General features: G+C 72.1%; 17 protein-coding genes. 11 read left to right on the forward strand and 6 right to left on the reverse strand.

Annotation, left to right across the window (positions count from 1 at the left end; translation table 11 throughout):
• Positions 1 to 128: 128 nt before the first annotated feature.
• From QH470_RS08635 to QH470_RS08645, 3 genes are all read left to right on the forward strand, one after another.
• On the forward strand, positions 129 to 5,588 hold the full coding sequence (locus QH470_RS08635) for an ATP-binding protein (RefSeq protein ID WP_280271752.1): 5,460 nt from the start codon (positions 129 to 131) through the stop codon (positions 5,586 to 5,588).
• A 141-nt stretch (positions 5,589 to 5,729) separates the two neighbouring features.
• The gene (locus QH470_RS08640; protein ID WP_425302636.1) at positions 5,730 to 9,773 is read left to right on the forward strand and encodes an amino acid adenylation domain-containing protein; all 4,044 of its coding nucleotides are present in this window, start codon (positions 5,730 to 5,732) and stop codon (positions 9,771 to 9,773) included.
• A gap of 167 nt (positions 9,774 to 9,940) precedes the next feature.
• A complete protein-coding gene (locus tag QH470_RS08645; protein WP_280271754.1) occupies positions 9,941 to 10,429 on the forward strand; it encodes a GAF domain-containing protein in 489 nt (162 codons plus the stop codon).
• A 21-nt stretch (positions 10,430 to 10,450) separates the two neighbouring features.
• Here the strand turns inward: QH470_RS08645 and QH470_RS08650 are convergent, their stop codons facing one another.
• From QH470_RS08650 to QH470_RS08660, 3 genes are read right to left on the reverse strand one after another with little or no spacing between them, the layout of a single operon-like run.
• Positions 10,451 to 11,203: an isocitrate lyase/PEP mutase family protein gene (locus QH470_RS08650; protein WP_280271755.1), complete on the reverse strand. Its 753-nt coding sequence runs from the start codon at positions 11,201 to 11,203 to the stop codon at positions 10,451 to 10,453.
• Positions 11,200 to 12,666 (reverse strand): MFS transporter, encoded by a 1,467-nt coding sequence (locus QH470_RS08655; RefSeq protein WP_280271756.1) that lies wholly within the window; start codon positions 12,664 to 12,666, stop codon positions 11,200 to 11,202. Before QH470_RS08655 ends, QH470_RS08650 begins: the two co-directional genes overlap by 4 nt.
• A 45-nt stretch (positions 12,667 to 12,711) precedes the next feature.
• On the reverse strand, positions 12,712 to 13,662 hold the full coding sequence (locus tag QH470_RS08660) for an RNA polymerase subunit sigma-70 (protein WP_280271757.1): 951 nt from the start codon (positions 13,660 to 13,662) through the stop codon (positions 12,712 to 12,714).
• A 170-nt stretch (positions 13,663 to 13,832) separates the two neighbouring features.
• On the opposite strand from QH470_RS08660, the gene QH470_RS08665 reads away from it, so the two are divergent.
• Positions 13,833 to 14,738 (forward strand): alpha/beta hydrolase, encoded by a 906-nt coding sequence (locus QH470_RS08665; RefSeq protein ID WP_280271758.1) that lies wholly within the window; start codon positions 13,833 to 13,835, stop codon positions 14,736 to 14,738.
• A gap of 42 nt (positions 14,739 to 14,780) precedes the next feature.
• The gene (locus QH470_RS08670) at positions 14,781 to 15,536 is read left to right on the forward strand and encodes a maleylpyruvate isomerase family mycothiol-dependent enzyme (RefSeq protein WP_280271759.1); all 756 of its coding nucleotides are present in this window, start codon (positions 14,781 to 14,783) and stop codon (positions 15,534 to 15,536) included.
• Here QH470_RS08670 and QH470_RS08675 read toward each other — a convergent pair.
• Positions 15,441 to 17,003 carry an MFS transporter gene (locus tag QH470_RS08675; RefSeq protein WP_280271760.1) on the reverse strand — a complete coding sequence of 521 codons (1,563 nt, stop codon included), beginning with the start codon at positions 17,001 to 17,003 and terminating at the stop codon, positions 15,441 to 15,443. The two genes, QH470_RS08670 and QH470_RS08675, sit on opposite strands and share 96 nt — an antisense overlap.
• A 106-nt stretch (positions 17,004 to 17,109) precedes the next feature.
• Here QH470_RS08675 and QH470_RS08680 point away from each other — a divergent pair, with 106 nt between their 5' ends.
• Entirely contained in the window at positions 17,110 to 18,135 is a 1,026-nt protein-coding gene (locus QH470_RS08680) for an Lrp/AsnC family transcriptional regulator (RefSeq protein ID WP_280271761.1), read from the forward strand.
• Positions 18,136 to 18,195: 60 nt separating this feature from the next.
• On the opposite strand, the gene QH470_RS08685 is transcribed toward QH470_RS08680, so the two are convergent.
• The gene (locus QH470_RS08685) at positions 18,196 to 18,999 is read right to left on the reverse strand and encodes a hypothetical protein (RefSeq protein WP_280271762.1); all 804 of its coding nucleotides are present in this window, start codon (positions 18,997 to 18,999) and stop codon (positions 18,196 to 18,198) included.
• 18 nt (positions 19,000 to 19,017) lie between these two features.
• Positions 19,018 to 19,560, reverse strand: coding sequence for a lipoprotein LpqH (locus QH470_RS08690; protein WP_280271763.1), 543 nt, complete (start codon positions 19,558 to 19,560; stop codon positions 19,018 to 19,020).
• Positions 19,561 to 19,709: 149 nt separating this feature from the next.
• Here QH470_RS08690 and QH470_RS08695 point away from each other — a divergent pair, with 149 nt between their 5' ends.
• The 5 genes from QH470_RS08695 to QH470_RS08715 all read left to right on the forward strand — a co-directional run bounded on the left by QH470_RS08695 (position 19,710) and on the right by QH470_RS08715 (position 25,467).
• Positions 19,710 to 21,095: a hypothetical protein gene (locus QH470_RS08695; protein ID WP_280271768.1), complete on the forward strand. Its 1,386-nt coding sequence runs from the start codon at positions 19,710 to 19,712 to the stop codon at positions 21,093 to 21,095.
• The gene (locus tag QH470_RS08700) at positions 21,095 to 22,123 is read left to right on the forward strand and encodes a hypothetical protein (RefSeq protein WP_280271764.1); all 1,029 of its coding nucleotides are present in this window, start codon (positions 21,095 to 21,097) and stop codon (positions 22,121 to 22,123) included. Before QH470_RS08695 ends, QH470_RS08700 begins: the two co-directional genes overlap by 1 nt.
• Positions 22,123 to 23,649 (forward strand): tetratricopeptide repeat protein, encoded by a 1,527-nt coding sequence (locus QH470_RS08705; protein WP_280271765.1) that lies wholly within the window; start codon positions 22,123 to 22,125, stop codon positions 23,647 to 23,649. The genes QH470_RS08700 and QH470_RS08705 overlap by 1 nt, the downstream gene beginning before the upstream one ends.
• A complete protein-coding gene (locus QH470_RS08710) occupies positions 23,646 to 24,923 on the forward strand; it encodes a CHAT domain-containing protein (RefSeq protein WP_280271766.1) in 1,278 nt (425 codons plus the stop codon). The genes QH470_RS08705 and QH470_RS08710 overlap by 4 nt, the downstream gene beginning before the upstream one ends.
• Positions 24,924 to 25,092: 169 nt before the next feature.
• A complete protein-coding gene (locus tag QH470_RS08715; RefSeq protein WP_280271767.1) occupies positions 25,093 to 25,467 on the forward strand; it encodes a YciI family protein in 375 nt (124 codons plus the stop codon).
• Positions 25,468 to 25,600 lie beyond the last annotated feature (133 nt).

A 25,600-nucleotide genomic window follows, 5' to 3' on the forward strand; every position in this document is an offset into this window, starting at 1 on the left:
CGCACTACGCATGAGTAACCCGCCCACGCTGTGTACCTGGGCGTGATATAGGTGCAGACTACGCGGGACCGGCAGTCGTAACCCCGCGCCCGACCGGGCCCTAGCAAAGAAGTGAAAGGAGCTGGCGAGTGTTCAGCCGCATCGCCGTCGTGAACCGGGGAGAGGCTGCCATGCGCCTCATCCACGCCGTCCGAGATCTGGCCGCGGAGACCGGGCAACGGATCGAAACCGTCGCCCTGCACACCGATGTCGATCGGAACGCGACGTTCGTGCGGGAGGCCGACATCGCCTACGACCTCGGTCCGGCGTCCGCCCGCCCGTATCTGGATCTCAAGGCGCTCGAGCAGGCTCTGGTGACCACGGAGGCCGACGCCGCCTGGGTCGGTTGGGGTTTCGTCGCGGAGGATCCGGCGTTCGCCGAACTCTGCGAGCAGATCGGCATCACCTTCATCGGCCCCGACCCGGAGGCCATGCGCAAGCTCGGCGACAAGATCGGCGCGAAGCTGCTCGCCGAGGAGGTCGGCGTGCCGGTCGCGCCGTGGAGCCGCGGCGCGGTCGAGACCGTCGAGGCGGCGCTGGCGGCCGCGGCCGAGATCGGCTATCCGCTGATGCTCAAGGCGACCGCGGGCGGCGGCGGGCGCGGTATCCGCGTGGTCACCAACGCCGACGAGCTGGTCGACGCCTACGAGCGCACCCGTCAGGAGGCCGCGCGCGCGTTCGGCAGCGGCGTGGTCTTCCTGGAGCGGCTGGTGACCGGCGCCCGGCACGTCGAGGTCCAGGTGATCGCCGACGGCCAGGGCACCGCGTGGGCGCTCGGCGTCCGCGACTGCTCGGTGCAGCGGCGCAATCAGAAGATCATCGAGGAATCGGCCTCGCCCGTGCTGCGGCCCGAGCAGGCCGGCGAACTCAAGGCGTCGGCGGAGCGGCTGGCGGTCGCGGTCGGTTATCGCGGCGCGGCGACGGTCGAGTTCCTTTACCACCCCGGTGACGAGTTGTTCGCCTTCCTCGAGGTCAACACGCGACTGCAGGTCGAGCACCCGATCACGGAGTGCACCACCGGTTTCGACCTGGTCCGGGCGCAGCTGCACGTGGCCTCGGGCGGCCGGCTGGAGGGTGAGCCGCCGGTGGAGCGCGGGCACGCCATCGAGGCCCGGCTCAACGCCGAGGACCCCGATCGCGATTTCGCGCCGGCGCCCGGCCGCATCGCGCGGCTGGATCTGCCCGCCGGTCCGGGTATCCGCATCGACACGGGCGTCAGCGAGGGCGACACCATCCCCGCCGACTTCGACTCGATGATCGCCAAGATCATCGCCTACGGCCGCGACCGGGACCAGGCGCTGGGCCGCCTGCGCCGGGCGGTGGCCCAGACCCGGGTGGTCATCGAGGGCGGCGCGACGAACAAGAGCTTCGTCCTCGACCTGCTCAACCAGTCCGAGGTCATCGACGCCAGTGCGGACACGGGCTGGATCGACCGCGTGCGCGCCGAGGGTCGCCTTGTCTCGCACCGCAATTCGGCGATCGCGCTGGCCGCCGCGGCCATCGACGCCTACGAGGAGGAAGAGCACGTCGAGCGGCAGCGGCTGCTGTCCACGGCGTCCGGCGGGCGTCCGCAGGTACAGCACGAGAGCGGCCGGCCGCTGGATCTGAAGCTGCGCGGCGTCGGTTACCGGGTGCGGGTCGCCCGCATCGGCGCGCACCGGTTCCGCATCGGCATCGAGGCGGGCGCCGACCTGCGCACCGCCGATGTCGACCTGGAGCGGTTCGACCGCCACACGGGGCAGATCGTGGTCAACGGCCTGCGGTACCGGCTGACCACGGGCACGCACGGCCCGATCCACGTCGTCGACGTCGACGGCGTGACGCATCGGATCAGCCGGGACGAGGGCGGCGTGGTCCGCTCCCCCGCCCCCGCGCTGGTCGTCGCCACGCCGCTGGATGTGGGCGCCGAGGTCGAGGCCGGCGCGCCGGTCCTGGTGCTGGAGAGCATGAAGATGGAAACGGTGCTGCGCGCGCCGTTCCGGGCCCGGCTCAAGGAATGCGGCGTCTCGGTCGGCACCCAGGTGGAGACGGGCGCGCCGCTGCTGCGCCTGGAGCCGATCACCGACGACACCGAGGAGGCGGCCGCCGCCCCGGTCGAGACGGTGGAACTCGACCTGCCCGGGGAGCAGGCCCAGGTGCAGTCGCACGTGCGGCTGACTCGCGGGCTGCAGGATCTGCGCAGCCTGCTGCTCGGATTCGACGTCGACCCGCACGACGAACGCCGCGTGCTCGACGACTACCTCACCGCGCGCCGGGCGGCCATCGCCGACAACCGGCGGCCGCTGGCCGAGGAACTCGAACTGCTGCAGGTCTTCGCCGATCTCGCCGAGCTGAGCCACAACCGCTCGTGGGAGGACGACGGCGGCCGCGGCCACGTGCACAGCGCCCGCGAGTACTTCCACACCTACCTGCAGAGCCTCGACGTGGAGCGGGCCGGGCTGTCGGAGTCGTACCAGGGCAAGCTGGCCAAGGCGCTCGAGCACTACGGCGTCACCGAACTGGACCGCACCCCGGACCTCGAGGCCGCGGTGTTCCGCATCTTCCTCGCCCAGCAGCGGCCGTCCGACACCGTCACGGTGGTCACGACGCTGCTGCGCGAGTGGCTGCGCGAGCCGCTGCCGGACCGCGCCCTGCGCGAGCCCGTCGGCCTGGCGCTGGAGCGGCTGGTGGCGGCGACCCAGGTGCGGTTCCCCGTGATCGCCGATCTCACCCGCGGCGTGGTGTACGCCTGGTTCGGCCAGCCGCTGCTGCGGCGCAACCGCGCCCGGGTCTACACCACCGTGCGAAAGCACCTGCGGCACTTGGACACTCACCCGGACGCCGCCGACCGCACCGACCGCGTCGCCGAGATGGTGCGCAGCACCGAGCCGCTGGTGCGGCTGCTCGGCCAGCGGCTGGTGCGCGGCAGCGCCGACAACACGGTGATGCTGGAGGTGCTGACCCGGCGGTACTACGGCAACAAGGGGCTCACCGACGTGCGCGCCCGGGAGGCGGGCGGCTGCAGCTTCGTCATCGCCGAACGCCGTGGCGTGAGCCTGGTCTCGGCGGCCGTGCGCTTCGACGCGCTCGGCACCGCGCTGCGCGGGCTGGCCGAGCTGGCCGGCGGCGCCGCCTCCATCGAGGCCGACATCTACCTGGCCTGGGAGAAGCAGCCGGAGGACTTCGACGCCATGGCGTCGGAGCTGCACGAGGTGCTCGGCACGCAGACGCTGCCGAACCAGGTGCACCGGATCACCGCCACCGTCGCGGGCAGCGGCGGCGCGGTGATGCACCACCACTTCACCTTCCGCCCGTCCGCCACCGGCATGGCCGAGGAGCGGCTGATCCGCGGCCTGCACCCGTACATCGCGCAGCGGATGCAGATGGAGCGGCTGCGCAAGTTCGACGTCACCCGGCTGCCGTCCTCGGACGAGGAGGTGTACCTGTTCCGGTGCATCGCCAAGGAGAATCCGGCCGACGAGCGGCTCGTCGCGTTCGCCCAGGTGCGGGACCTGACCGCACTGCGCGAGCACGACGGCCGGCTGCTCGCGCTGCCGACCGCCGAGAGCACCGTCGCCGCCTGCATCGACTCGATCCGCCGGGCGCAGTCGCTGCGGCCGTCGGCCAAGCGGTTCCAGACCAACCGCATCGTGATGTACATCTGGCCGCCGATCGACCTCATCCCCGCCGAGTTCGAGACGATCGTGGACCGCGTGGCGCCGACGACGGCGGGCGCCGGGCTGGAGGAGATCCTGCTCATCGCCCGGCAGCGCGACCCGAAGACGGGTGAGCTGGTGAAGGTCGCCGTGCGCATCGCCTTCGACGCCACCGGCGGCACCTCGGTGACCATCGGCAAGCGCACCGACGAGCCGGTCGAGCCGCTCGACGAGTACCGGCAGAAGGTGCTGCGCGCGGGCAGCCGCAACACCGTGTACCCCTACGAGCTGACCGGCCTGCTCGGCGAGTTCACCGAGTACGACCTCGACGCGGACCACACCCTGGTGCCGGTGGACCGGCCCAAGGGCCACAACACCGCGGCGATCGTCGCGGGCATGGTGACCACGGCGACCGAACAGTATCCCGAGGGCGTCACCCGCGTAGTGCTGCTCGGTGACCCGACCAAGTCGCTGGGCGCACTGTCCGAACCCGAGTGCCGCCGGGTGATCGCCGCGCTGGATCTGGCCGAGCGCGAACAGGTTCCGCTGGAGTGGTACGCGCTGTCCTCCGGCGCCCGGATCTCGATGAAGTCCGGCACCGAGAACATGGACTGGGTGGCCGCCGCGCTCAAGCGGATCGTCGAGTTCACCCAGGACGGCGGCGAGATCAACATCGTCGTCGCGGGCATCAACGTCGGGGCGCAGCCGTACTGGAACGCCGAGGCCACCATGCTCATGCACACCAAGGGCATCCTGGTTATGACGCCCGACTCGGCCATGGTGCTCACCGGCAAGCAGGCGCTGGACTTCTCCGGCGGTGTGTCGGCCGAGGACAACTTCGGTATCGGCGGCTACGACCGCGTGATGGGCCCGAACGGGCAGGCGCAGTACTGGGCGCCGAACCTGACCGCGGCGCGGGACATCCTGATGTCGCACTACGACCACACCTACATCGCCCCCGGCGAGCAGGCGCCGCGGCGTTCGCGGACAGCCGACCCGGTCGACCGCGACGTCTCCGATTTCCCGCACGTGCTGGCCGGCAGCGATTTCGCCACCGTCGGCGAGATCTTCTCCGCGGCCAACCCGGATCGCAAGAAGCCCTTCGACATTCGCACGGTGATGCGGGCGCTGTCCGACCAGGACCACCCGGTGCTGGAGCGCTGGGCGGGCATGGCCGACGCGGAGACCGCGGTGGTGCAGGACGCGCATCTGGGCGGTATCCCGGTGTGCTTGCTGGGCATCGAGTCGCAGAGCATCCCGCGGCGCGGCTTCCCGTCCACCGACGGCCCGGACACCTACACCGCGGGCACCCTGTTCCCGCGGTCGTCGAAGAAGGCGGCGCGGGCGATCAACGCGGCCAGCGGCAACCGGCCGCTGGTGGTGCTGGCGAACCTGTCGGGCTTCGACGGGTCGCCGGAGTCGATGCGCAAGCTGCAGCTGGAGTACGGCGCCGAGATCGGCCGCGCCATCGTGAATTTCGAGGGCCCCATCGTGTTCTGCGTGATCTCGCGGTACCACGGCGGCGCGTTCGTGGTGTTCTCGAAGGCGCTGAACCCGAACATGACCGTCCTCGCGCTGGAAGGCTCGTTCGCGTCGGTGCTCGGCGGCGCTCCGGCGGCGGCGGCGGTGTTCTCCGGTGAGGTCAACACGCGCACGGCGGCCGACGCGCGGGTGCAGGATTTGCAGACGCGGGCGGCCAACGCCACCGGCACCGAGCGGGCGGCCCTCGCCGCGGAACTGGACGAGGTCCGCACCTCGGTGCGCGCCGAGAAGCTGGGCGATGTCGCGGCCGAGTTCGACCGCGTGCACAACATCCAGCGCGCCGTCGACGTCGGTTCGGTGGACGCGGTCATCCCGGCGGCCGAGCTGCGGCCGCAGATCATCGCGGCCATCGAGGCGCGACTGGCCGGCTGAGACCCGCGGGCCGGGTGACCATGGCGGTCACCCGGCCCGACCCGATGCCCCCGCGGGGTCGCAGATCACCGAAGGTTCGCAGCGTATGCCGTAAGTTTGCTCGGGAACGTTCGCCAACGGTGATCTGGTCCCGAGGGAGGCGTGTTGACGGTACGGCCGGAGCCCGGCGCCGAATCGGCGTATCCGCTGTCGCGGGCACAGTGGTCGTGGTGGCTGGCACAGCAGCTGTATCCGGACGTGCCGGTCACCGTGGCGCTGTATCTGGATCTCGAGGGTCCGCTGGAACTCGGGTCGCTGGCCGGATGCGCGCGCCGGGCCGCGCGCGAACTCGAGTCGCCGCACCTGCGGTTCTGCCTGGTCGACGGTTATCCGCGCCAATACGTCGATGCCGCCACGCCGCTGCCGCTGGAGACGGTCGATCTCACCGACGAGGAGGATCCCCTCACCGCGGCGCTGGACCGCATGGCACGCGACCACGGCACGCCCCTCGACCCGCTCACCGACATCCTGACCGTGGCGATCGTCTTCGCGGTGACGCCGACGCGGCATCTGCTGTATCTGCGCAGCCATCACATCGTGCTCGACGGTGTCGGCGCGGCCGCCGTGCTGCGCCGGACCGCGCAGCTCTACCGCGCGCAGGTCGAATCCGGCGCCGAGACGCCGGAGGCCGGGGCGCTGTCGGTGGCGGAGATCCTGGAAGACGAACGGGCATACCGGGATTCACCGCGGGCGCGAGCCGACGGTGAATACTGGCGGGCTCAGCTGGCCGGATTCGACGGACCCACCTGTCTGGCCGGGCGTCCGGCCCCGCCGTCGGGGACGCCGCACCATGTGGCCGGAACGCTCGACGAGGCGGCGGCCGGATTGCTCGCCGACGCCCAGGCGCGGCATGGGGCGACCTTTCCGGAACTGGTCATCGCGGCCTTCGCCGGGCATCTCGCGCGCATGACGGGGCGATCCGAGGTCACGCTCACGATGCCCGTGCCCGCGCGGGCGACCGTGGCGTTGCGGCGGTCGGCGGGCGCCATGTCGAATGTGGTCCCGCTGCGGTTGACCGGTCTCGAGGTGGCCACCGTCGGCGAGGTGATCGCGCAGGTGCGGGCGAAGGTGATCGGGGCGCTGCGGCATCAGCGGTACCGGCACGAGGACATGCAGGACGGGCACGAGGCGGTACTCGGCGGGTTCGGGCCCGTTCTCAACGTCCTCGGCTTCGTGGAACCGCTGCGGCTGGGCCCGGTCGCCGGGCAGGCGCGGCTGCTGGCGCTGGGCCCGGTGCCCGACCTGCAGATCAACGGTTACCAGGCCGGGCCGGACGAACGGTCGGTGAGCATCGACTTCCAGGCGAATGCGGCACGCTACCGCCGCGCGGACGTGGTCCGGCACCACCGCCTGTTCCTGGACTTCTTCCGTCATTTCCTCGCCGCCGGAACCGACAGCCCGGCAACTGAAACCGGCCCGCCGACCGTGCCGCCGCGGGTATCCCCGCCCGGCCCGGAACGCCTGCTGCGCGAGTTGCTCCGCGCGGACCTGGCGCCGGACGCGGTGGCCGTGTGCGACGGCGACCGCGCCATGACCTACCGGGAGATCGACGACGCGTCCTCGCGCTGGGCGCGCGCCCTGCTCGCCCGCGGCGCGGGACCCGACCGGTACGTCGCCGTCGCCGTCCCGCGCTCACTCGAATCGGTGCTCGCCCTGTGGGCGGTCGCCAAGACCGGCGCCTGCTACGTCCCCCTCGACCCGGCCGACCCGCCGTCCCGAATCGCCGCGGTACTCGCCGATTGTGATGCCCGCCTGGGCATTACGGTCGCCTCGGCGCGGCCTACCCTCCAGTCCGACACCAGCGCGGTTGCCACGCCGGACGCTTCCCCCACCAGCAGGGTCCCCGCTCACGCTGGCCGAGATGCCGGGCTGGGCGACGTCGACTGGCTCGTGCTCGATGATCCCGTGACTGTGACGGCTGTCGGGCGGTATGCCGCGAATCCGATTGCCGCAGCGGAACTGCCGGGCACGGTGCGGGTGGGGCATCCGGCGTACGTGATCTATACCTCCGGTACGACCGGGAGTCCGAAAGGGGTTGTGGTTGCCCATCGTGGTCTCGGGCCGCTGACGGATTATCTCGTCGAGCACTACGGGCTGGGGCCGGATTCGGTACTGCTGCACTCGCATACCGCTATGTTCGACGCGCATCTGCTCGAGTTGCTGGCCGCGTTCGCCGCGGGTGCACGGCTGGTCGTGGCTCCCCCGGAGGTGGTCGCGGGAGACGCGCTGGCCCGGCTGATCCGCGACAGCGGCTGCACGGTTCTGCAGACCGCGCCCGCCGTGCTCGCCACGCTGTCGCCCGAGCAGGTTCCGGGGCTCGCGGTCGTCGCGATCGGCGGGGAGGCCTGCCCGGCGAAACTGGTGCGGCAGTGGGCCTCTCGTGTGCGGCTGCACAACGGCTACGGGCCGACCGAGGCGACCATCATGGCGACCGAGACCGCCGCCATGACCGCCGACGCGCCGGTATCCATCGGGCGGCCGCTGCCCGGTGTCTTCGCCGTGGTGCTGGACTCCCGGCTGCGGCTCGTCCCCGAGGGCGGCCGTGGCGAACTGTATCTGGGCGGCCCCGCCGTGGCCCACGGCTATCTCGGCAATCCGGCCGGAACCGCCGCCCGATTCGTCGCCGATCCATTTACCGCCGGTCGGCGGCTCTACCGCACCGGAGACGTGGTGTGCGCCGGACCCGACGGCGACTTCGAGATCTTCGGCCGCATGGACGGCCAGATCCAATTGCACGGGCGCCGTGTCGAACCGGCCGAGATCGAGGCCGCGCTGCTCGCCGCTCCCGAGATCGCGTACGCGGTGGTGACGCTCATCGACGCGGGGCGGCCCGGGGCGCGCCTGGTGGGATACGTCGTCCCCGCCGACGGCGCGCGGATCGACACGGCCGCGACGCTGCGAAGGCTGCGGGCCGAACTGCCCTTCGCTTTGGTTCCCTCGGCACTGGTCGCGCTCGACGCACTGCCCATGGCGGGCAACGGGAAGGTCGATCGCGCGGCACTCCCCGCTCCCGTCCCCCGCACCCGCGCCCCTCGGCCGCCGCGGACCCGGCTCGAACAGCTGGTCGCCGACCGCTTCGCCGCCACCCTGGACCGGTCGGAGGTCGGCCGGGACGACGACTTCTTCGAACTCGGCGGGAATTCCGTACTGGGCGTGACGGTTTCGGCCGAGCTGGCCGCGGCGACGGGCCTGCCCATGGCCCTGCACTGGCTCTACACCGCGCCGACCGTCGAGCTGCTCGCCGCACGACTGGCCGGCCACGACACCGCCGGTGACGACGCGCTCGGTGTCCTGCTCCCGTTGCGCCGCAACGGCACTCGGCCACCGCTGTTCTGCGTGCATTCCGCCGTGCCGCTCGCCTGGTGTTACGCCGGGCTGGCACGTTACGTGACCGACCGACCGGTCTACGGACTGCAGGCGCCCGTGCTGACGGCCGCGTCCGAGCTCCCCGCCGGGATCGATGACCTCGCCGACAGCTACATCGACGCCATGCTCGGCGTGCAGCCCGAGGGCACCTACCACCTGCTCGGATGGTCCCTCGGCGGGCAGATCGCGCACGCCGTCGCGGTGCGGCTGCGGGCCCGCGGCGCGACGGTCGCCGTGCTGGCGATGCTGGACAGCGTGGTCGTGCCCGCGACCGCGGCACCGCCGCCGGTGCCGCGCATGCGCGATCTGCTGACCCACCTGCTCGGCGACGAGCCCGAGGACGCCGACGCCGCCCCGGACGTCACCGCGGCGGAGGCGGCCGCCGAGCTGGCCCGCGCGGGCGCCTCCTTCGGCACGGGACTGTCCGCGGAGCAGCTCGAGCGACTGCATCGCGGATACGCTGCCGGAGTCGCGCTCTCGCACGGCTACCGGCCCGGCGTGTACGACGGTGACCTGCTGTACTTTTCGGCGACCCGGGGCATCACGGAGCTGCTGGGCGCGTATGTCTGGCGGCCCTACGTCACCGGGGAACTGGTCGAACATCCCGTGGCCGCCACGCATGCCCAGCTGACCAATTCCGAGGTCGTCGCGGTCATCGGCCCGCTCCTGGCGGAGCATCTCGAGCGGACCGACGCGGCCGGGAGCGCACGGACGACCGTGCTCGACCGTCTCCCCACACGGCCACGGGACGCCGCCACGTCGGCTACGCGGCGGGCATAGCGTCCAGCGGGTCGTACCGCAACATGTTGGACGGTCTGTTGTTTCGTTTCACAGGCGCACGGCAATGCTTCATCAGAGCCGGATTCGCGGCGTCGTCATGGGGCGGGGCGCGATCGACGCGGGGCCGGGCCAGCACGGACACACCAGACGAACGGAGCGCTCCAGCCATGTTCCTGCCCACATCCGGGGCTCCCCGCCCGATCGCGACGACCGGCGAACCCGATTGCCGCCGAATCGCCGCGGCCATCTCCGCCGCCCTGCCGGGCCGCCCGGCGGTCGGCATCGCGGCGGTCGGAGCCGGCAAGCTGGAATCCGGTGGCGCGGCCTCCAATTCCCGCGCGAACCTGCTGGAGGACACCCAGCTCATTCATCTCGGCGGCCCGGTCCGGGACGCGGCCGCGGGCGGACGGCCGATCCTGGTCGCGGACATGGCCCTGGAAACCCAGTGGGACAACGATTTCCGCCGCGAGGTCCAGATCCTGGGCGCCCGCTCCCTGTTCTGCCAGCCGGTCACCGCCGAATCGGACGTCGTCGGCGTGATCACCCTTTACGGCTCGCACCCCAACGCCTTCCCCGCCGCCGCCCCCGACCTCCTCCGCCCCTTCCGAGTCACCGTCACCGACGCCCTCGTCCGCCTGCAAACCTCCGACCGATAAATCTCCCGTCAGGCGGCCCGGTCAAGGTGCGCCCAAGAGAGTGGTGGCCAGGTCGGTGAAGGTGGCCATGGCGCGGTGGAAACCGGTGGGGCCCAAGGAGATCCGGGCGGCTCCGGCCGCGGCGGCCGCCGCGGTGCCGTCGAAGGGTGGGGTCAGGTTGGCGTTGACGGGGGCGGCGAGGGCGGTGGCCAGTTCTCGGATCGTGTCGGGGGCGGTCAAGCGGAGGGGGTAGACGCAATCCGCTCCGGCGGACAGATACTGCCGGGCTCGGCGTATCACCTCCGGTGTGGCGCCCGGGCCGTTGTGCAGGTAGGCGTCGATACGTGCGTTGATCACGAGGTCGACGCCCACGTCCGTCGCCGCGGCGCGCACCGCGGCGATCCGGTCGGCGACAAGGCCGGGTTCGGCGAGTGTCCCGGGCGTCCGGTGGTCGGAGTCCTCGAGGTTGCAGCCGACCGCGCCCGCCGTGAGCAGCCGGTCGACGAGTTCCGTCGCGTCGCGGCCGTACCCGTCGAGGAGGTCCGCGGTCACCGGCACATCGACGGCGCGCGCTATGCGCCGCACCGTCGCGAACAGCGGATCGAGCGGAGTGTCCGGGCCGTCCGGCAGGCCGAGCGCGGCGGCGACGGCGGCACTCGACGTACCCACCGCTCGCCCGCCGGCGGCGACGACGCGGTCGGCCGACGCGACGTCCCAGGCGTTCACGAGAATCAACGGCCGGCCCGGAACATGCAGGGACCGCAGGTGTTTCGCCGCGTCGCGCAGGCCGCTCATACCCGCACCTCCGCGGCGAGGGCGGCCGCGCGGCGGGTCGAACGTTCCGCCCGCCGGACCACGGTGACCGCGGCGAGGACCGCCACCAGGCTGAAGCCCGCGGCGACCAGGGAGCCGCGCCGGAAGCCCTCGGTCAGGGCCACCGCCCCGCCGCCGGACACGCCGCGCGCCACGGCGATCGCCACCGCCGCGACGACGGCCGTTCCCAGCGCGCCGCCGATCTCCCGGGCGGTCTCCACCATGCCGCCGGCCAATCCGCTGACCTCTTCGGGTATGCCGACGAACGCGGCGACCTGGATCGACACCAGTGACAGGCCCACGCCCGCGCCGACGGCGAGGAATCCGGGGAACAGGTCCGGCCAGTAAGCGGCGTGCACCGGCACGCGGGCGAGCCACAGCAGCCCGGCCGCCGAACTCGCCTGCGCGACAACCAATGACCAACCGGCGCCGAGCCGCGACAGGATGATCGGCGCGATCCCGGCCGCCACCACCACCGCGGTCGCCGCGATCGCGAGATATGCCACGCCGGTGCGCAGCGCCGAGTAGCCGAGCACCTGCTGCATGAGCAGCGAGGCCTGGAAGATCGTCGCGAAGAACGCCGCATACACCAGTGCGGCAACGAGATTCGCGGCGTTCAGGGTCGGCCGACGGAACATCGACAGCGGCACCAGCGGCTCCGCCGTCCGGTGCTCCACGACGACGAACACCGCCAGGAGAACGACGCCGGCCGCGAGGAAGCCGAGCGTCACCGCCGACGTCCACCCGTGCTCGACGCTCTTGTTGATGGCGTAGACCACCGCGGCGAGCCCGGCGGTCACCGTCACCGCACCGGCGGCGTCGAACGGCCCGCGATGGATACCGCGGTCGGTGGGAACGTATTTCGCGATCAGCGCCACCATCGCCGCGACGATGGGCACGTTGATGAAGAAGACCCACTGCCAGCCGGGCCCGGCGGTCAGCGCGCCACTGACCACGACGCCGACGGAGGCCGCGCTGCCACCGGCCGCGCCGAACACGCCGAGCGCCTTGGTCCGCGCGGTGCCCTCCGAGAACGTCGCGACGAGCACCGCGAGCGCGGCCGGAGCGGCCAGCGCCGCGCCGACGCCCTGCATCGCCCGCGACGCCACCAGCTGCGCGAACGACGCCGAGATGCCGGCGGTGAGCGAGGCGACCGCGAACAGCGACAAGCCCGCCAGCAGCATCCGGCGGCGGCCGAGCAGGTCACTCGCGCGCCCGCCGAGCAGCAGCAGACCGCCCAGCAGCAGGACGTAGGTGATCACCACCCATTGCAGGTCGCCGGGCGCCAGCCCGAGATCGATCTGGATGGCGGGCAGGGCCACGTTCACGATGGCGATGTCGAGGGTGATGATGAACTGGGCGCCGCACATCAGCGCGAGAATCGCCCCGGGGTGTAGCGTCCGCCGCTCGGAGACCGGAGGCGGTAGAAGAATTTCGTCGACCATACCTTCCACAACCGGCCGCGTGCCGGAAACTCGTCGCGGCCGTCGTCAGCCGAGCGTGGCGGGCAGTCCGAACACCGGGAACAGCTCCGGCTGCAGGAAGGCGTGCAGCGCCACGATCTCGCCGCCCGCGCATTCCAGCACCTGGATGCCCACGGCCTCGAAGCGGCCGCCGTGGTCCCGGTACACGGCCACCGCCGGGCAGCCGTTGGCCTCGATCGGCACCAGCCGCTTGCCCCGGCAACCGAGGTCGGATTCGATCAGCCAGCGCCGGAACGCTTCCCGGCCGGACAGCCAGAACGCCACCGGCGGCATGTCGATCACGGCGTCGTGCCGCAGCAGCGAGACGATGCCGTCGATGTCGAAGCGCTCGAAGGCCGTGACGTAGCGTTCGAGCAGCCCCGTGTCGACCGGTTCGGCCGCACCGGGGTCCGCCGGCGCCGCCGCGAGGGCCGAGCGGGCGCGGCGCAACATGCTGTTGACCGCGTCCACGCTGGTGTCGAGTAGATCGGCGACCTCGGCCGCCCGCCAGCACAGCACGTCACGCAGGATGAGCACGGCGCGCTGGCGTGGCAGCAGATGCTGGAGGGCGGCGACGAAGGCCAGCCGCACCGACTCCCGCGAGATCGCCCGCTCCGAGGGATCGTCGGCCGGGGCGGTCGGAAACGGTTGCAGCCAGGTCGATTCCGGCAGCGCCGGGCCCAGGCCGCCGTGCGGGTCGGCGGCCACGACCAGATCCATCGGCAGCGCGCGTCGTCGCCGTTCCCCGGCCGCGTCGATGCAGACGTTGGTCGCGATGCGATACACCCAGGGCCGCAGTCCGGCCGGGTCGGCCAGGCCGCCCGCGGATCGCCACGCCCGCATCATCGTTTCCTGTACGGCGTCCTCGGCCTCGAGCGCGGACCCGAGCATCCGGTAGCAGTAGGCGAACAGCGGTTGCCGCAGGGCGGCCAGGTCCCGCTCCAGCGACGGCGGGACGAGAACGGTAGTCGGGTTCATCCGCGGTGACTCCTCGATCGGACCGGTGCGCTCGCAGAGAACGCCTTCGACAGGTAAGACCGGCGCGGCGGCCGAAACTCGTCGCGGCGGGGCCGGAACGGCGGTGATCGTTACGAACTCGAGTAACCTTGCCCTGTTCACCGGGGTGTCGCGGTCGGAGAGGCGGGGCTATGACGTCATGGCGGGCGCGGGCGACCATCGCGCGGATGCGGTGGCAGCGGAACAAGCGGTTCTACGCCGACCCCGCCGTCATGCGGGCGAACCTGGCGCATCATCAGGCGCCGGAGCGGTCCCGGCCGCCGCGGCGGCTGGCCGACACCCACGAGGTGAGCCGTACCGTGGTCGACGGCCGTGACGTGTTCACGATCACGCCGCGCGGCGGGCCGCGGTCGCCGTGGCACATCTTCCATATGCACGGCGGCGGATTCGTCGAGGCGCCCGAGGCACACCATTGGCGCTTCGCCGCCAGGATGGTCGACCGGCTCGGCTGCACCTACACCTTGCCGATGTATCCCCTCGCGCCCGAACACGACCATCGGGCGATCGTGCCGATGGTCGAGCAGGCCTACGCCCGGGCCGTCGGCGAGGTCGCGCCCGGCGACCGGATCGTCTTCGGCGATTCGGCCGGTGGCACTCTCGCGCTCACGCTGGCCCGCCATCTCCGCGAACGCGGGCAGCCGCAACCGCGCGCCCTGGCATTGTTCTCACCGTGGATCGATCTCGCCACGGACGATCCGCTCTCGCTGGCGCTGGACGACCGCGATCCCGAACTCGGGGTCACGGGGCTGCAGCAGGCGGGCCGCTGGTACGCGGCCGGGCTGGCGCTGGACGATCCGCACATCAGCCCCGCGTTCGCCGACCTCAGCGGCCTCGCCCCGATCATGGTCTTCATCGGTCACCGCGACATCCTGCTCCCCGACGCGCGCCGCGTCGCGGACCTCGGCCAGGCGGCGGGCGTCCCGGTCGACCTGCGCGAATACCCCGGCATGTTCCACAACTGGATCATGAAGGACATCCCGGAAGCCCGCCGCGCCCTCGGTGAACTACTCGAATTCCTGCGCACCACCGGACAGTGAATTACCGCCACGCGCGAAACATGTTGCGCTAGCGTCGAATCCGTGACTGTCCTGGATACGGCGGCTCGTCGCGACGCGCTGCTGAGCGAGACCGATCTCCTCGCCGACCTGTACCTGTCCGCCGACCCGGCGACGCCCGTTCCGACCTGCCCGGACTGGACCCTGGCGAACCTCGTCGCCCACGTCGGCCGCGCTACCCGGTGGGCCGCGGCGACCATCGCCGCCCGGACCACCGCGCCGATCGACATCCGCGAGGTGCCCGGCATCCGCCGCCCGCACGACCCGGACGAGGCCGCCCGCTGGCTGCGCGGCGGCGCCCGCGCGATGCTCGACAACCTCGCGACCACGGGGGACGACACCCCGGTCTGGACCACGACCGGCACCGTACGCCCGGCGGCCTGGTGGGTGCGCCGACTCCTGCACGAGGCGACCGTGCACCGCGCGGACGCCACGCTCGCCCTCGGCCGCGAATTCGTCCTCGCCCCGGCGCTGGCCGCCGACGGTCTCTCCGAATTCCTCGGCGTCGTCGCGTGGGTCCCGCATCTCGGGACCGCCCTCGACGAGGGCACGAGTCTGCGACTGCAAGCTCACGACACCGACGACACCTGGACGATCCACCGATCCGGGGACCGCATCACATTCACCGACAGCGGTGCCCCGGCCACACTCACCCTCCGGGGCACCGCCACGGACCTCTTCCTCCTACTCCTGCGCCGAATCCCCGCCGGCACTGCGGGTCTGGACACCTCCGGCGACCTCGCGGTACTCACCGCCTGGCTCGAGCGCGTCCGGTTCTGACCGTTCGCCGCCCCGCGACCGCATCAGTACGAACGCCGCAGCCGCACCGAGCACACCGACCAGCCCGCCGACCGCGAGCACGCCCTGTACCCCTGCCGCCGCACCGGCTCGCACGGCATCGTGCAGCCCCGGCGCGTGCGCCAGCAGGACGGGCGCCTGCCTGCCCGCGACGCCCCGCGCGGTGGCGTCCGTGTCCGGCACCCGGTGTTCGGCCAGCACCGCCGCGGCTCGTCCGGTGAAGGCGCTGCCGAGCGTGGCGACGGCGATGGTGAAGCCGAGCTGCTGCGCGGTATTCAAGGCGCCCGTTGCCATTCCGGCACGCTCCCACGAGACCGCCGCGGTCGCGGCCGATCCCAGCGTCGCGGTCGCCAGCCCCACACCCAGACCGATCGCCAAGAAGCCGGGAACCAGTGCGAGCCAACCGGAATCGTCGTGCATCAGCAGCGCCCCGGCCAGTCCCCCGACGCCGATGACGAGCAATCCGCCGCCGATGACCCGCCCGGCGTTCGGGCCGTGCAGGAACCGACCGATCGCGCCGGAGACCACGAATGCCATGGCGGACAAGGGAAGTCCGACCAGCCCGGCCTGGATCGCGCTCATCCCGAGTACCGACTGCATCCAGATCTGGGTGTACATCAGTGCGCCGAACGCGGCGAAGAACAGCGCGCCCCCGGCGAGCAGCACGCCGGTGAACGAGCGATCACGCAGCAGCCCGAGGTCGAACATCGCGTGGGGCGCACGGCGTTCGACGGCGACGAAGGCGGTCAGCCCGACCACCGCGGCCACCAGCATCCCGCGCGTGCCCGCGTCCGACCACCCGCGCTCACCGGCACGGACGAGTGCGTAGGTGAGTGCGGCGACCGCGCCGGTGAAGGTCGCGATGCCCGCCGCATCGATCCGCCCGCGCCGCGGCGCCCGATCGTTGTCGAACACCCACGCGCACAACGCGATCGCGACCGCGCCGACCGGCAGATTCACGAAGAAGATCCACCGCCACGACGCGAGGTCGGTGAGGACGCCGCCCACGATCGGTCCCACCGCCGACGACGCGCCCGCGACCGCGCCCCACAACCCGTACGCGGCGGCCCGGTCGCGGCCCGAGTAGGAACCGTTGAGCAGCGCGAAAGTGGTGCAGGACATGGCGGCCGCCCCGATGCCCTGGACCACTCGGGCGGCGATGAGCAGCGCCGGATTCGCCGCGATCCCGCACACCAGCGAGGCGGCCGAGAACAGGGCCAGTCCGGCGAGGTAGGTGCGGCGGTGTCCGATCAGGTCGGCGACGGTTCCGGCGCCGAGCATCAGCGCGGCCATGGCCAGCGCGTAGCCGTCCACGACCCACTGCAGCGCGGCGAACGACGCGCCCAGGTCGCGCTGCATGTCGGGGAGCGCGACGTTCACGATGGTGACGTCGATGAGGAGCACGAAGGTGCCCAGGCACACCGTCGTGAGTGGTAGCCATTTTCGCAAAGCCGTTGTCCTTCCGGATATTTCGATGTCTTCGATGGGACGTCGAGTATCCGGAGCCGGACCTGTTTCCCTCGCTTTCGCGGCCATTCGGCGTACATTTCCTCCCATGCGGGACGATCCGATGCACAACTTGTCCACCCTGGACGCGCTGGACAGGCAAATCGTGCACGCGTTGCAACTGGATCCGCGGCGTCCGTTCAGCGGGGTCGCGGCCGATCTCGGTGTCGCCGAGCAGACGGTGGCGCGCCGGTACCGGCGGTTGCGCCGCGACGGGGTGGTGCGCGTGATCGGCGCGGTGGACTCGCCCGCGCTCGGCGAGAACGACTGGATCGTGCGGGTGCGATGCCGCCCGGACGGTGCCCAGCAGGTCGCCGAGGCGCTGGCGAAACGCCACGACGCCGCCTGGGTCAGCATTGCCGCCGCGGGCGCGGAGGTGATCTTCTCGCTGCATCCGCGCAGCGGCCGGGATCGGGACGATCTGCTGGTGCAGCGTTTGCAGCGCAGCGCTCCGGTGCACGACATCGCCGCCTCGATGATCCTGCACCGGTTCGTCGGCCGCGACGTCAAGGACTGGCGGGGGCGGCGCCACGCGACGGCCGCACCGGCGCCCGCGGCGGCGGACGGCTCCGACGACGATCCCCGCCTGCGCGAGGCGGACTTCGCCCTGCTGGACCTGCTGGCGCGCGACGGCCGCACCGGCTATTCGGCGCTGGCCCGCGCGACCGGTATGTCGATCGGCCGCGTCACCCGGCGCATCGCGGCGCTGGAGTCGGGCGGCATCCTGTATTTCGACCTGGACATCGCCCCCGCCGCGCCGGGCGCCGCGCTGATCGCCTTCCTGTGGCTCGGTGTCACGCCCGCGCGTCTGGACAGCGTCGGGGAGGCCGTCGCGGCCCAGCCCGAAACCGGTTACGCCGCCGCCATCACCGGCCCCTTCAACCTGTGCGCCGTGCTCTCCTGCCGCAACGCCGACGACCTGTACCGCTACGTCACCACTCGTATGGCGGCCCTCGACGGCGTGCACAGTTTCGAACTGTCGCCGGTACTGCGGCGGCTGAAACAGGCCGGCGCGCAAGCCGACGACGGCCGCTTGGCCCACCCGGCCCCCACCCGCCCGTCCCGCCGCCGCTGACCGGTCACCGGCACGCGAATATCCCGGTGTCGCAAGGACTCCGGGATATTCGGCTGCCGGTCAGGCGTTGAGCGGGATGGCGAGCACCACCTCCTGCTCGTTCTCCGGGAGATAGTGCACCTGCACGATCCGGCCGACCTGAACGTTGGTCACACTCGTCGGCGGCAGGAACTTCTCGGCGCGGGTGGTGAAGGTGCTGCCGTCGGGCCGGGTGACGGCGAGCCGGAGTTCGACCTTGGAGTGGCCGTCGCGGATCTCGCCGGGCACCGACAGCGACTGCACCACGGCTTGGGCGGCGACGCCGCGGGCGGCGATGTCGAGCTTGGCCTTCGTGGTGAAGCCCTTGCGCAGCATGGCCTCGTTCATCGCCCGCTGCGCCTGCACGGCGTCCCCGGACAGGTCCAGTTCCACCTTGTCGGTGCGGCCGGGCCGATAGCGCACCGGGAGCACGACGCCGGGCCGCAGCAACGCCAGTTCGGTCAGCGGCACGATCGCCTTCGCGACCGAGTCGAAGACCTCGCCGCCGACGCCCTCGACGCCGAACTCGATGCGGATCTGGGGCTGGTCGTTGACGGTGAGCCCGGTCTGGCGGAAGGACTTGACGGTGCCGATGCCGACCAGCCCGTCCCGGAACTCGGCACTGTTGCGGCCGGTGAGCGCCGACAGCACGCCGTCGCCGGTGAACGCGAAGGCCAGCACCGCGCCCGTGCCGGCGATGATCGGCAGCGCCAGCAGGCCGTTCAGCCAAGCGACGAAGCCGGGCTCCCACGGACTGCCGGTCTCGTAGGTCAGGCCGTGCCACAGGTAGATGCCGGTCGCGAGAACGGCGAATCCGAGAGCGACGGCCCGCACTGTCGTACGCATGATGGATTCCTTACCGGGTCAGCCGTTGACGATGGACGCGCAGGCGAAGGTGATGTCGAAGGTGGCGGTGGCCGGGCCGGCCATCGGGTTGGTCATGTCGGGGGCCGCGACGCCCTCGCCGGTGACCTTGTAGGTGTTGCCGTCCTTGACGGACTTGGCCGAGCCGCCGGGCTGCCCGTTGCCGTAGCCGACGGCGTAGGGCATGCCCGACGAGCCGCCCTTGCTGCCCGCGATGCCGACGGCCTGCACGGTGCCGTCGCCGGTGACGGTGGCGCTGACGCTGAGCTGCCCGTAGGTGGGGTTGTCGGTGTCGGTCAGCGCGAGGGCGAGCACACCGCCCTGCGAGACACAGGTGGTCTCGAATTTCCCGTCGAGGGCCTTGCCGCCGACCAGGGCGGCCGACTTGCCGCCCGGAGCGGGGCTCGCGGGAGCCGCGGCGGAGGTCCGCGCCGAGGTCGGCTGGGCGGAGTCGGCGGAATCGTCGCCGCAGGCGCTGACGAACAGGGTGAGCCCGGCGGCGGCGAGGGCGGCGGCGGTGATCCGGATCTGCTTGGCGTTCATGGTTTGTCGTTCCTTCGTTGTCGGTCCGGCCCTGCGATCGGGCCGTGCCAGAAAGGTAGGAAGGATTGGCCGCCTACCGATCCCAGGTTTGGGGCTGCACCGAACCGGCGGTAGTGGGTTAACCTGGCCGAATGCGACGACCGCGCGCCATGGTGCTCGACGAGGTGTGGCGCGAGATGCGAGGCGTCGAGGCGCTCAGCGGCCCCCAGGGCGGGCCATTGCGCCGCACCGTCAAGCTGATCCTCGACCCGCTGGTGATCCGGCCCGTCCAGCATCCCGCCTGCGCCGGGCCGATGCTGACGGCGGACGGCGCGACCCTGCTCGCGGCCCGCGTCCACGCCGCGGCCGACGTCTTGCGCGCGACCGCGGCCTGGTTCGTTCTGCTCAAGCGGATCCGCCGCGCCGCGCGCATCACCGAGGGCCATCCCCAGGACCTGTATTTCCAGCGGTGTTTCGAACTCGCCACGGTCTCGGGGCATCCGGATCCGGTGCGTGACGAGCCCGCCGCCGCGGCCGCGCTGCGCGAGATCCACCATGTCGCGGCGGGCCGGACCACGCAGGCGCTGCGGGAGCATCTCGCCGACCCGTCTCGCCGCGCCGAACTTTCGGTCCTGATCGAGACGGCGTGGCGACGGCGTCCGCGGCCCGCCGCCGCGCCGTCCGGCCACGCCGCCGCGCTGGCCGCGCTGCTCGACGCCTGTGCGGAGCAGGATTCGCCGAGCCGGTCCGGGGAGCGCGAATGGGACGGTCTGGTGGCCGCGCACGCGGGCGCCCGGTCCGGAATCGCCCTGTGGTACAACGACTCCGGCCATTCGGCGCAGGAACTCGGCCTGACCGCGCACCCGCTGCCCGCCGCGCCCGCACTGGGCGCGACGGCCTCGACCGCGACCATGGGGCGGCCGTTCGATCGCACGGTCTGCGAACGTGTCTTCACGGTGTTGCAGGCCTCCACCGAGCGCGCCGACCTGCCCGCTATTCCGGAGCTGGTCACCGCGGAGATCGCCCGTAGCTGTGCGCCGTGGGCGTTGCTGGACGAGTCGCTGCGGGTCGCCGCGGCCGCGGGAGTGGAACTGGCGCTGGGCCTCGCCCCGCTCGCGGCACGTGCCGCACTCGAGCCCGGTCCGGTGGCGGCGGTCGGCGTCGCCCCCGTGACGGCATATGAACAGCCGCAACCGGATTCGTCGTCGCGGGGCACCGCGGCGCATCGCGCGGTCAACGGGCGCTGGCGGCGGGAGGCGTACGTGTTGCAGGCGCGTCGCCTCGCCGTGCACGAGACCGGTACCGCCGCGGACCCGCTCGCCGTGATCGCGGCCGAACTCCGGCGGCCGTGGCGGCCGTATCTGCGGCGTTTGTGGGTCCGCCTGCACGGGCGCGATGTCCGGGAGGCGCCGGTGCTCGAGGTCGGCGAGCTGTGGGATCTGCTCGACGGGGTGGCCCGGTCGGTCATCCTCGATCACCGGGCACGAGTCAAGAAGGCCTTGAGCGCGAATCACGCTGACACGGCGGCCGATTCGGCGGAATCGAGGGCGAGCTGATGCCCGAAGCCGTATTTCTCCGCCACGACGACGGTGTCGTCACCCTCTCCCCCGCCGACGCGCCGACCGTCCACGACCCGGAACCGCGTCTGGACACACTCGTGCTGGAGGTCGTGGGCGGCCATCTGTCGTGGGGCCTGCTCTCCGGTCAGCGCACTCCGGCGGCCGTGCTGCACGATCCCGCGGCCGCCCAGGACTGGCTGTGGGCCGTCTACGGCGAACCGGTCGCGGTGGCCGTCGCCGACGGGCACGTGGGCGAAACATCCTCGGCCCCGGCCCTTCCCGAGCTGGCCGACAGCGCACGGCGTCTCGGTTACGCGCTCTGGGCGGCCCACTGGTGGCCCGCGTCGACCATCGACGCCATCCCGGTCCTCGATCCGCGCGTGCTCGATCAGGACCTCGCGCACCTCAGCGAGGCCTGCGAGATGATCGTGGACGGTGCGGATGCCCTACTCGCCCAGAATGTTTCGCCCGTGGCGGTCGCGCAGAGGGATTACGCCCTGGCCGCGGGACCCTCGACGGCAGCGGGACCCGCCGGACTGATTCTCGCCACGGGCATCACCGGATGGGACTGGCGACGCTGCCCGCCCGGCATCCTGGATGCGTCGGAATCCGCCGTATCCTGGCGTCTCACCAGGGATTCCGGTGTGACGACACTCGGCGTCGCGGCGGTCGCCGCCCCGCGATTCGATCCCGGCGTACCCGCTCATCTGTGGCCCCGCGCCCGCGTCTCGACCACCCCCACCGCCACACTGGACCTCACCCTGCACCCGGACGGTGACACCTGGACGGGCACAGCCGTCACCGAGGCGGAAGATGTTGCCGGCGTGGATATTTACGTCCCGGGCGTCGGTCCGTCGCCAATAGAGAACCCGACAGCGGCGGACGACCCGCACGGACCGGCGGCCCGCCGCCGCATCCGGGACTTCGCGGCGAATCGGCTCCGTGCCGCCCTGCACCCACCGGAGTCGGGAGACGCGCCACTGCTGGCCGAAATCGACGCCGCCACAATGGATCAGGACTTCTGATGGACACCGAGGACACCGTGCCTCCCGGCGTCGAACTGCTCCACGAGGGCGCCGCGGCCCACGCTCGCGGCGAGGTCGCCGAGGCCCTGCGCATCTTCGCGGACGCCGCCCGCACGACCAGCGGCGGCGTGCGGGTCAGCGCCCTGATCAACGCGGCGAGCATGCGGGACGAACTCGGTGATCACACCGGCGCGATCACCGGTTTCCGGGCCGCACTCGCCGAAATCCCGGACGACGCGACCGAGAAGCGCGCCTCCACCCTGATCAACTACTCGCAGGCCCTGCAGCACGTCGGCGACCTGGACGCCGCCGAGGCCGCGCTGGAGCAGGCGCGTGACCTGCTCGAGGGGCACAGCGACCTCGCCACGTTGCGCGTCTCCTGCCTGATCTCGCTCACCGCCGTCGCGATGCATCGCAGTCGATGGGCGCAGGCGATCACGCTGGCCACCGACTCGCTGGAAGTCACCACGCGCTCGGCGCCCCAGTTACGCGGCCACCCGCTGGGGAATCTCGCGGCGGCCCACTTCGAGTCCGGGCGCGGCGAACTCGGCCTCGACTTCGCACATCAGGCGCTGGCCGCGTTCGAGGCCACAGACGACGTGAACGGAACCGCCGAGATGCGGCAGACGCTCGCGATGATGTATGCCCGGCTGGGCCGCCACGACGAGGCCGAACCGCATCTGCGGACCGCTCAGCGGCATTTCGAGGCGGCCGGTCTCGGCTATCGCGCCGGGCTCGGGCTACAACTGTCGGCGTTCCTGGCCGAGCGGCACGGCGACCTCGAGCACGTCGAGCAGGTCTATCGGCGCGCCCTCGCCTACTTCGAGGGCTCCGGCGCGGTGCTCGAGGCTTCCGGAGTCCGGATCCGCCTGGCCACGCTCGATTTCGCACATGGGCGAGTCGGAGACGGTCAGGCGCTGCTCGCGGCGGCCTACGCCGCGTACGCGGCGCGCGGTCTCGGCTTGCAGTGTGCGCGAGTCGATTTCTGGCACGCGTCGCTCTGGGACATGATCATCCCGGACCTGGTCACCCCGCCGCCGCCCGAGGCGCTCGCGCTGGCCCGCGATCTGGCCGTCACCTCCGCCCTCGCCATCGACGCCGTGCGCTACAGCTTCCGCGACGGCGGCCAGCGCGAGCAGTGGAATCGCGAGATGGCCGCCCCCGCGCTGCGGCTGGCGTTCCGCTTCGCCTACCGGTGCGGTGACGGGCAACTCATCGCCGATCTGATCGAAACCCAATGTGCCGGAACCGCTCTGGACCGGGCAGCGATGACGGACACCGCACCGGCGCGGTTGCCGTTCGATCCGCCCCCACCGCCGCCCGAACCTCCCGCCGACCCCGGCGCGGGCTCGCTGCGGCTGGGCTCGGCGCTCGCGCAGGTCGCGGCCGCCGCCGGGCTGCCGGTCGGCCCGCCGCCGCGACTCGCGGTCCCCCCGGACGGCCACATCGCGCTGGACGCCTACATCACCGCCGCCGAACAGCGCTATGGCCGGGCGGTGCGGGACGACCGGGTGATACCGGCATGACCGGCGCGCAGCCGACGGTGCTCGTGCGGATGGCCGACGCCGACGACCTGTACATGTCCTGGCGCTGGCTCGGCGGTACCTCGAGCCCGGGCGCGAGCATGCTGCCCGGCGCCGACGTCGACGCGGCCGTGCACCGGCTCGCGGCGGCACTGCCGGACCCCGCGCGCCCGGGCGGTCTCGAACAAGCCCTCACCACGGGCGATTTCGCCGACCGGGAAACAGAATATGCTCTGGCGCAGGCACTCAGCCGCGCGCTGCTCCCGCAGGGGCTGGCGATCCAGTTGCACGAGCTACTGATGCGCGGCGTCCGCCCGCACATCCGGTGGCAGCCGTCACCGCGGGTGGCGCAGGTGCCGTGGGAGCTGATCGCGCCCGATCCCAGCCTGCGGCTGGTCGACATCGCCGACGTCAGCATGCTCGCCCCCGCGAGCATCGTGCACGCCCCGGACCGCATCGCCCGTTCCTGGGCCGCCGACCGTGACCTGCCGGTAGTCGCGGTGCTCGACCCGCGCGTGCCGGGCTTCCGGGCCGATTCGGAACTGGGCTCGGTACTCGGGCGGCCCGACCCCGCCATGCCGTTGGCCGAGCGTGCGACCGAATACCTTGCGCGCCAACGGCTCCGGCCCGCGGCCGACACAGCGCCGGAAGCCTTCCGCCGCACCGACCTCGATCGTGACCGGCTCAGCGCGCTGCTGCGCGACGGCGCCGCCCGGCTGCTCTACGTCGGTCATGTCACCGCCGAAGCGCCGGAATCCGGCCGCAGCGAGAACGCCGAACTCCATCTCGCGTGCACCGCCGACACCACCGGCTTCGCCCGTCCGCTGCGCGGCCACCGGCCGCTGTCGGCGAAGGATCTGCTGCTGGGCACCCACACGCTGGCGGCCGAACCCGTTGCGGGACAGGATCTCTGGCCCATCCCCAGCCGCGTGGCGCTCATCGCCTGTGAGAGCGGCGGCGACCTGCGCTTCACCGAGGCCCTGGGCCTGGTCGCCGCGATGATCAACGGCGGCGCGGAACTGGTCACGGCGACCCGCTGGGCGCTCCCCACGGACCTGGCCTTCCAGCGCCTCGCCGGCGCCACCGCCGCGACCCCGCTCCAGGATGTCGTGTGCGCGGTCGACGCCGCCCACGAACGACCCGACCCGATCCTCGCCCTGTCCGCCTGGCAGCGCGAACGCCTGACGGCCTGGCGGGAGACCGGCGCCATCGAGCACTCGCCGCTACTCTGGGCGGCCTTCGCCACCGTCTCCTGCGCGGCCGATTCCCTCGCCTGACCGACCGCGAACACACCGAGCACAGCGGCTCCGGCGACCGGCCGGAGCGAAGGCGTGCGATCGGAGCGAACAAAGAGATCGTGCGCGGGTGTCGAGATACGGTCGACCTGTTCGTCATTCTCTGCGACCGACTGTTCTACCGACCCTGTTCCGGTGAGTGGAGGAACCGATGCAGTACCTGCTGCTGATCTACGATTGCGTGCGGCCCGAGCCGGATGATCCGGGTTTCGCCGAGGCCCTGGCCAGGGTGAACGCGTTCGCCGACGAGTGCCGCCGGCGCGGGGTGTTCATCTCCGGGCACCCGCTGCGCGACGAGCGCACCGCCACCACCGTCAGCGTGCGCGACGGGCGGACACTGATCACCGACGGCCCGTACGCCGAAACCCACGAGCATCTCGGCGGCGTCTACGTGCTCGACTGCCGCGACCTCGACGAGGCTCTCGAACTGGCCGCATTGTGCCCGCTGGCCGAACCGGGCGGCATCGAGGTCCGGCCGATCGTCACCGTGCCGGGGTTGGACCACCGACCGGCCACGGCCGAATGAGCGCACCCGTCCTGCAGCGGGTCTACCGCGAGCACCGGACCCTGCTGCTCGCCGCGCTGATCCGCGTCCACGGCGGCATCGAACTCGCCCAGGGCGCGCGGCAGGACCCCTGGCCGCCCGCCCTGGGCCCGAG

The organism is Nocardia wallacei (assembly GCF_029868745.1).
Lineage (GTDB): Bacteria > Actinomycetota > Actinomycetes > Mycobacteriales > Mycobacteriaceae > Nocardia > Nocardia wallacei_B.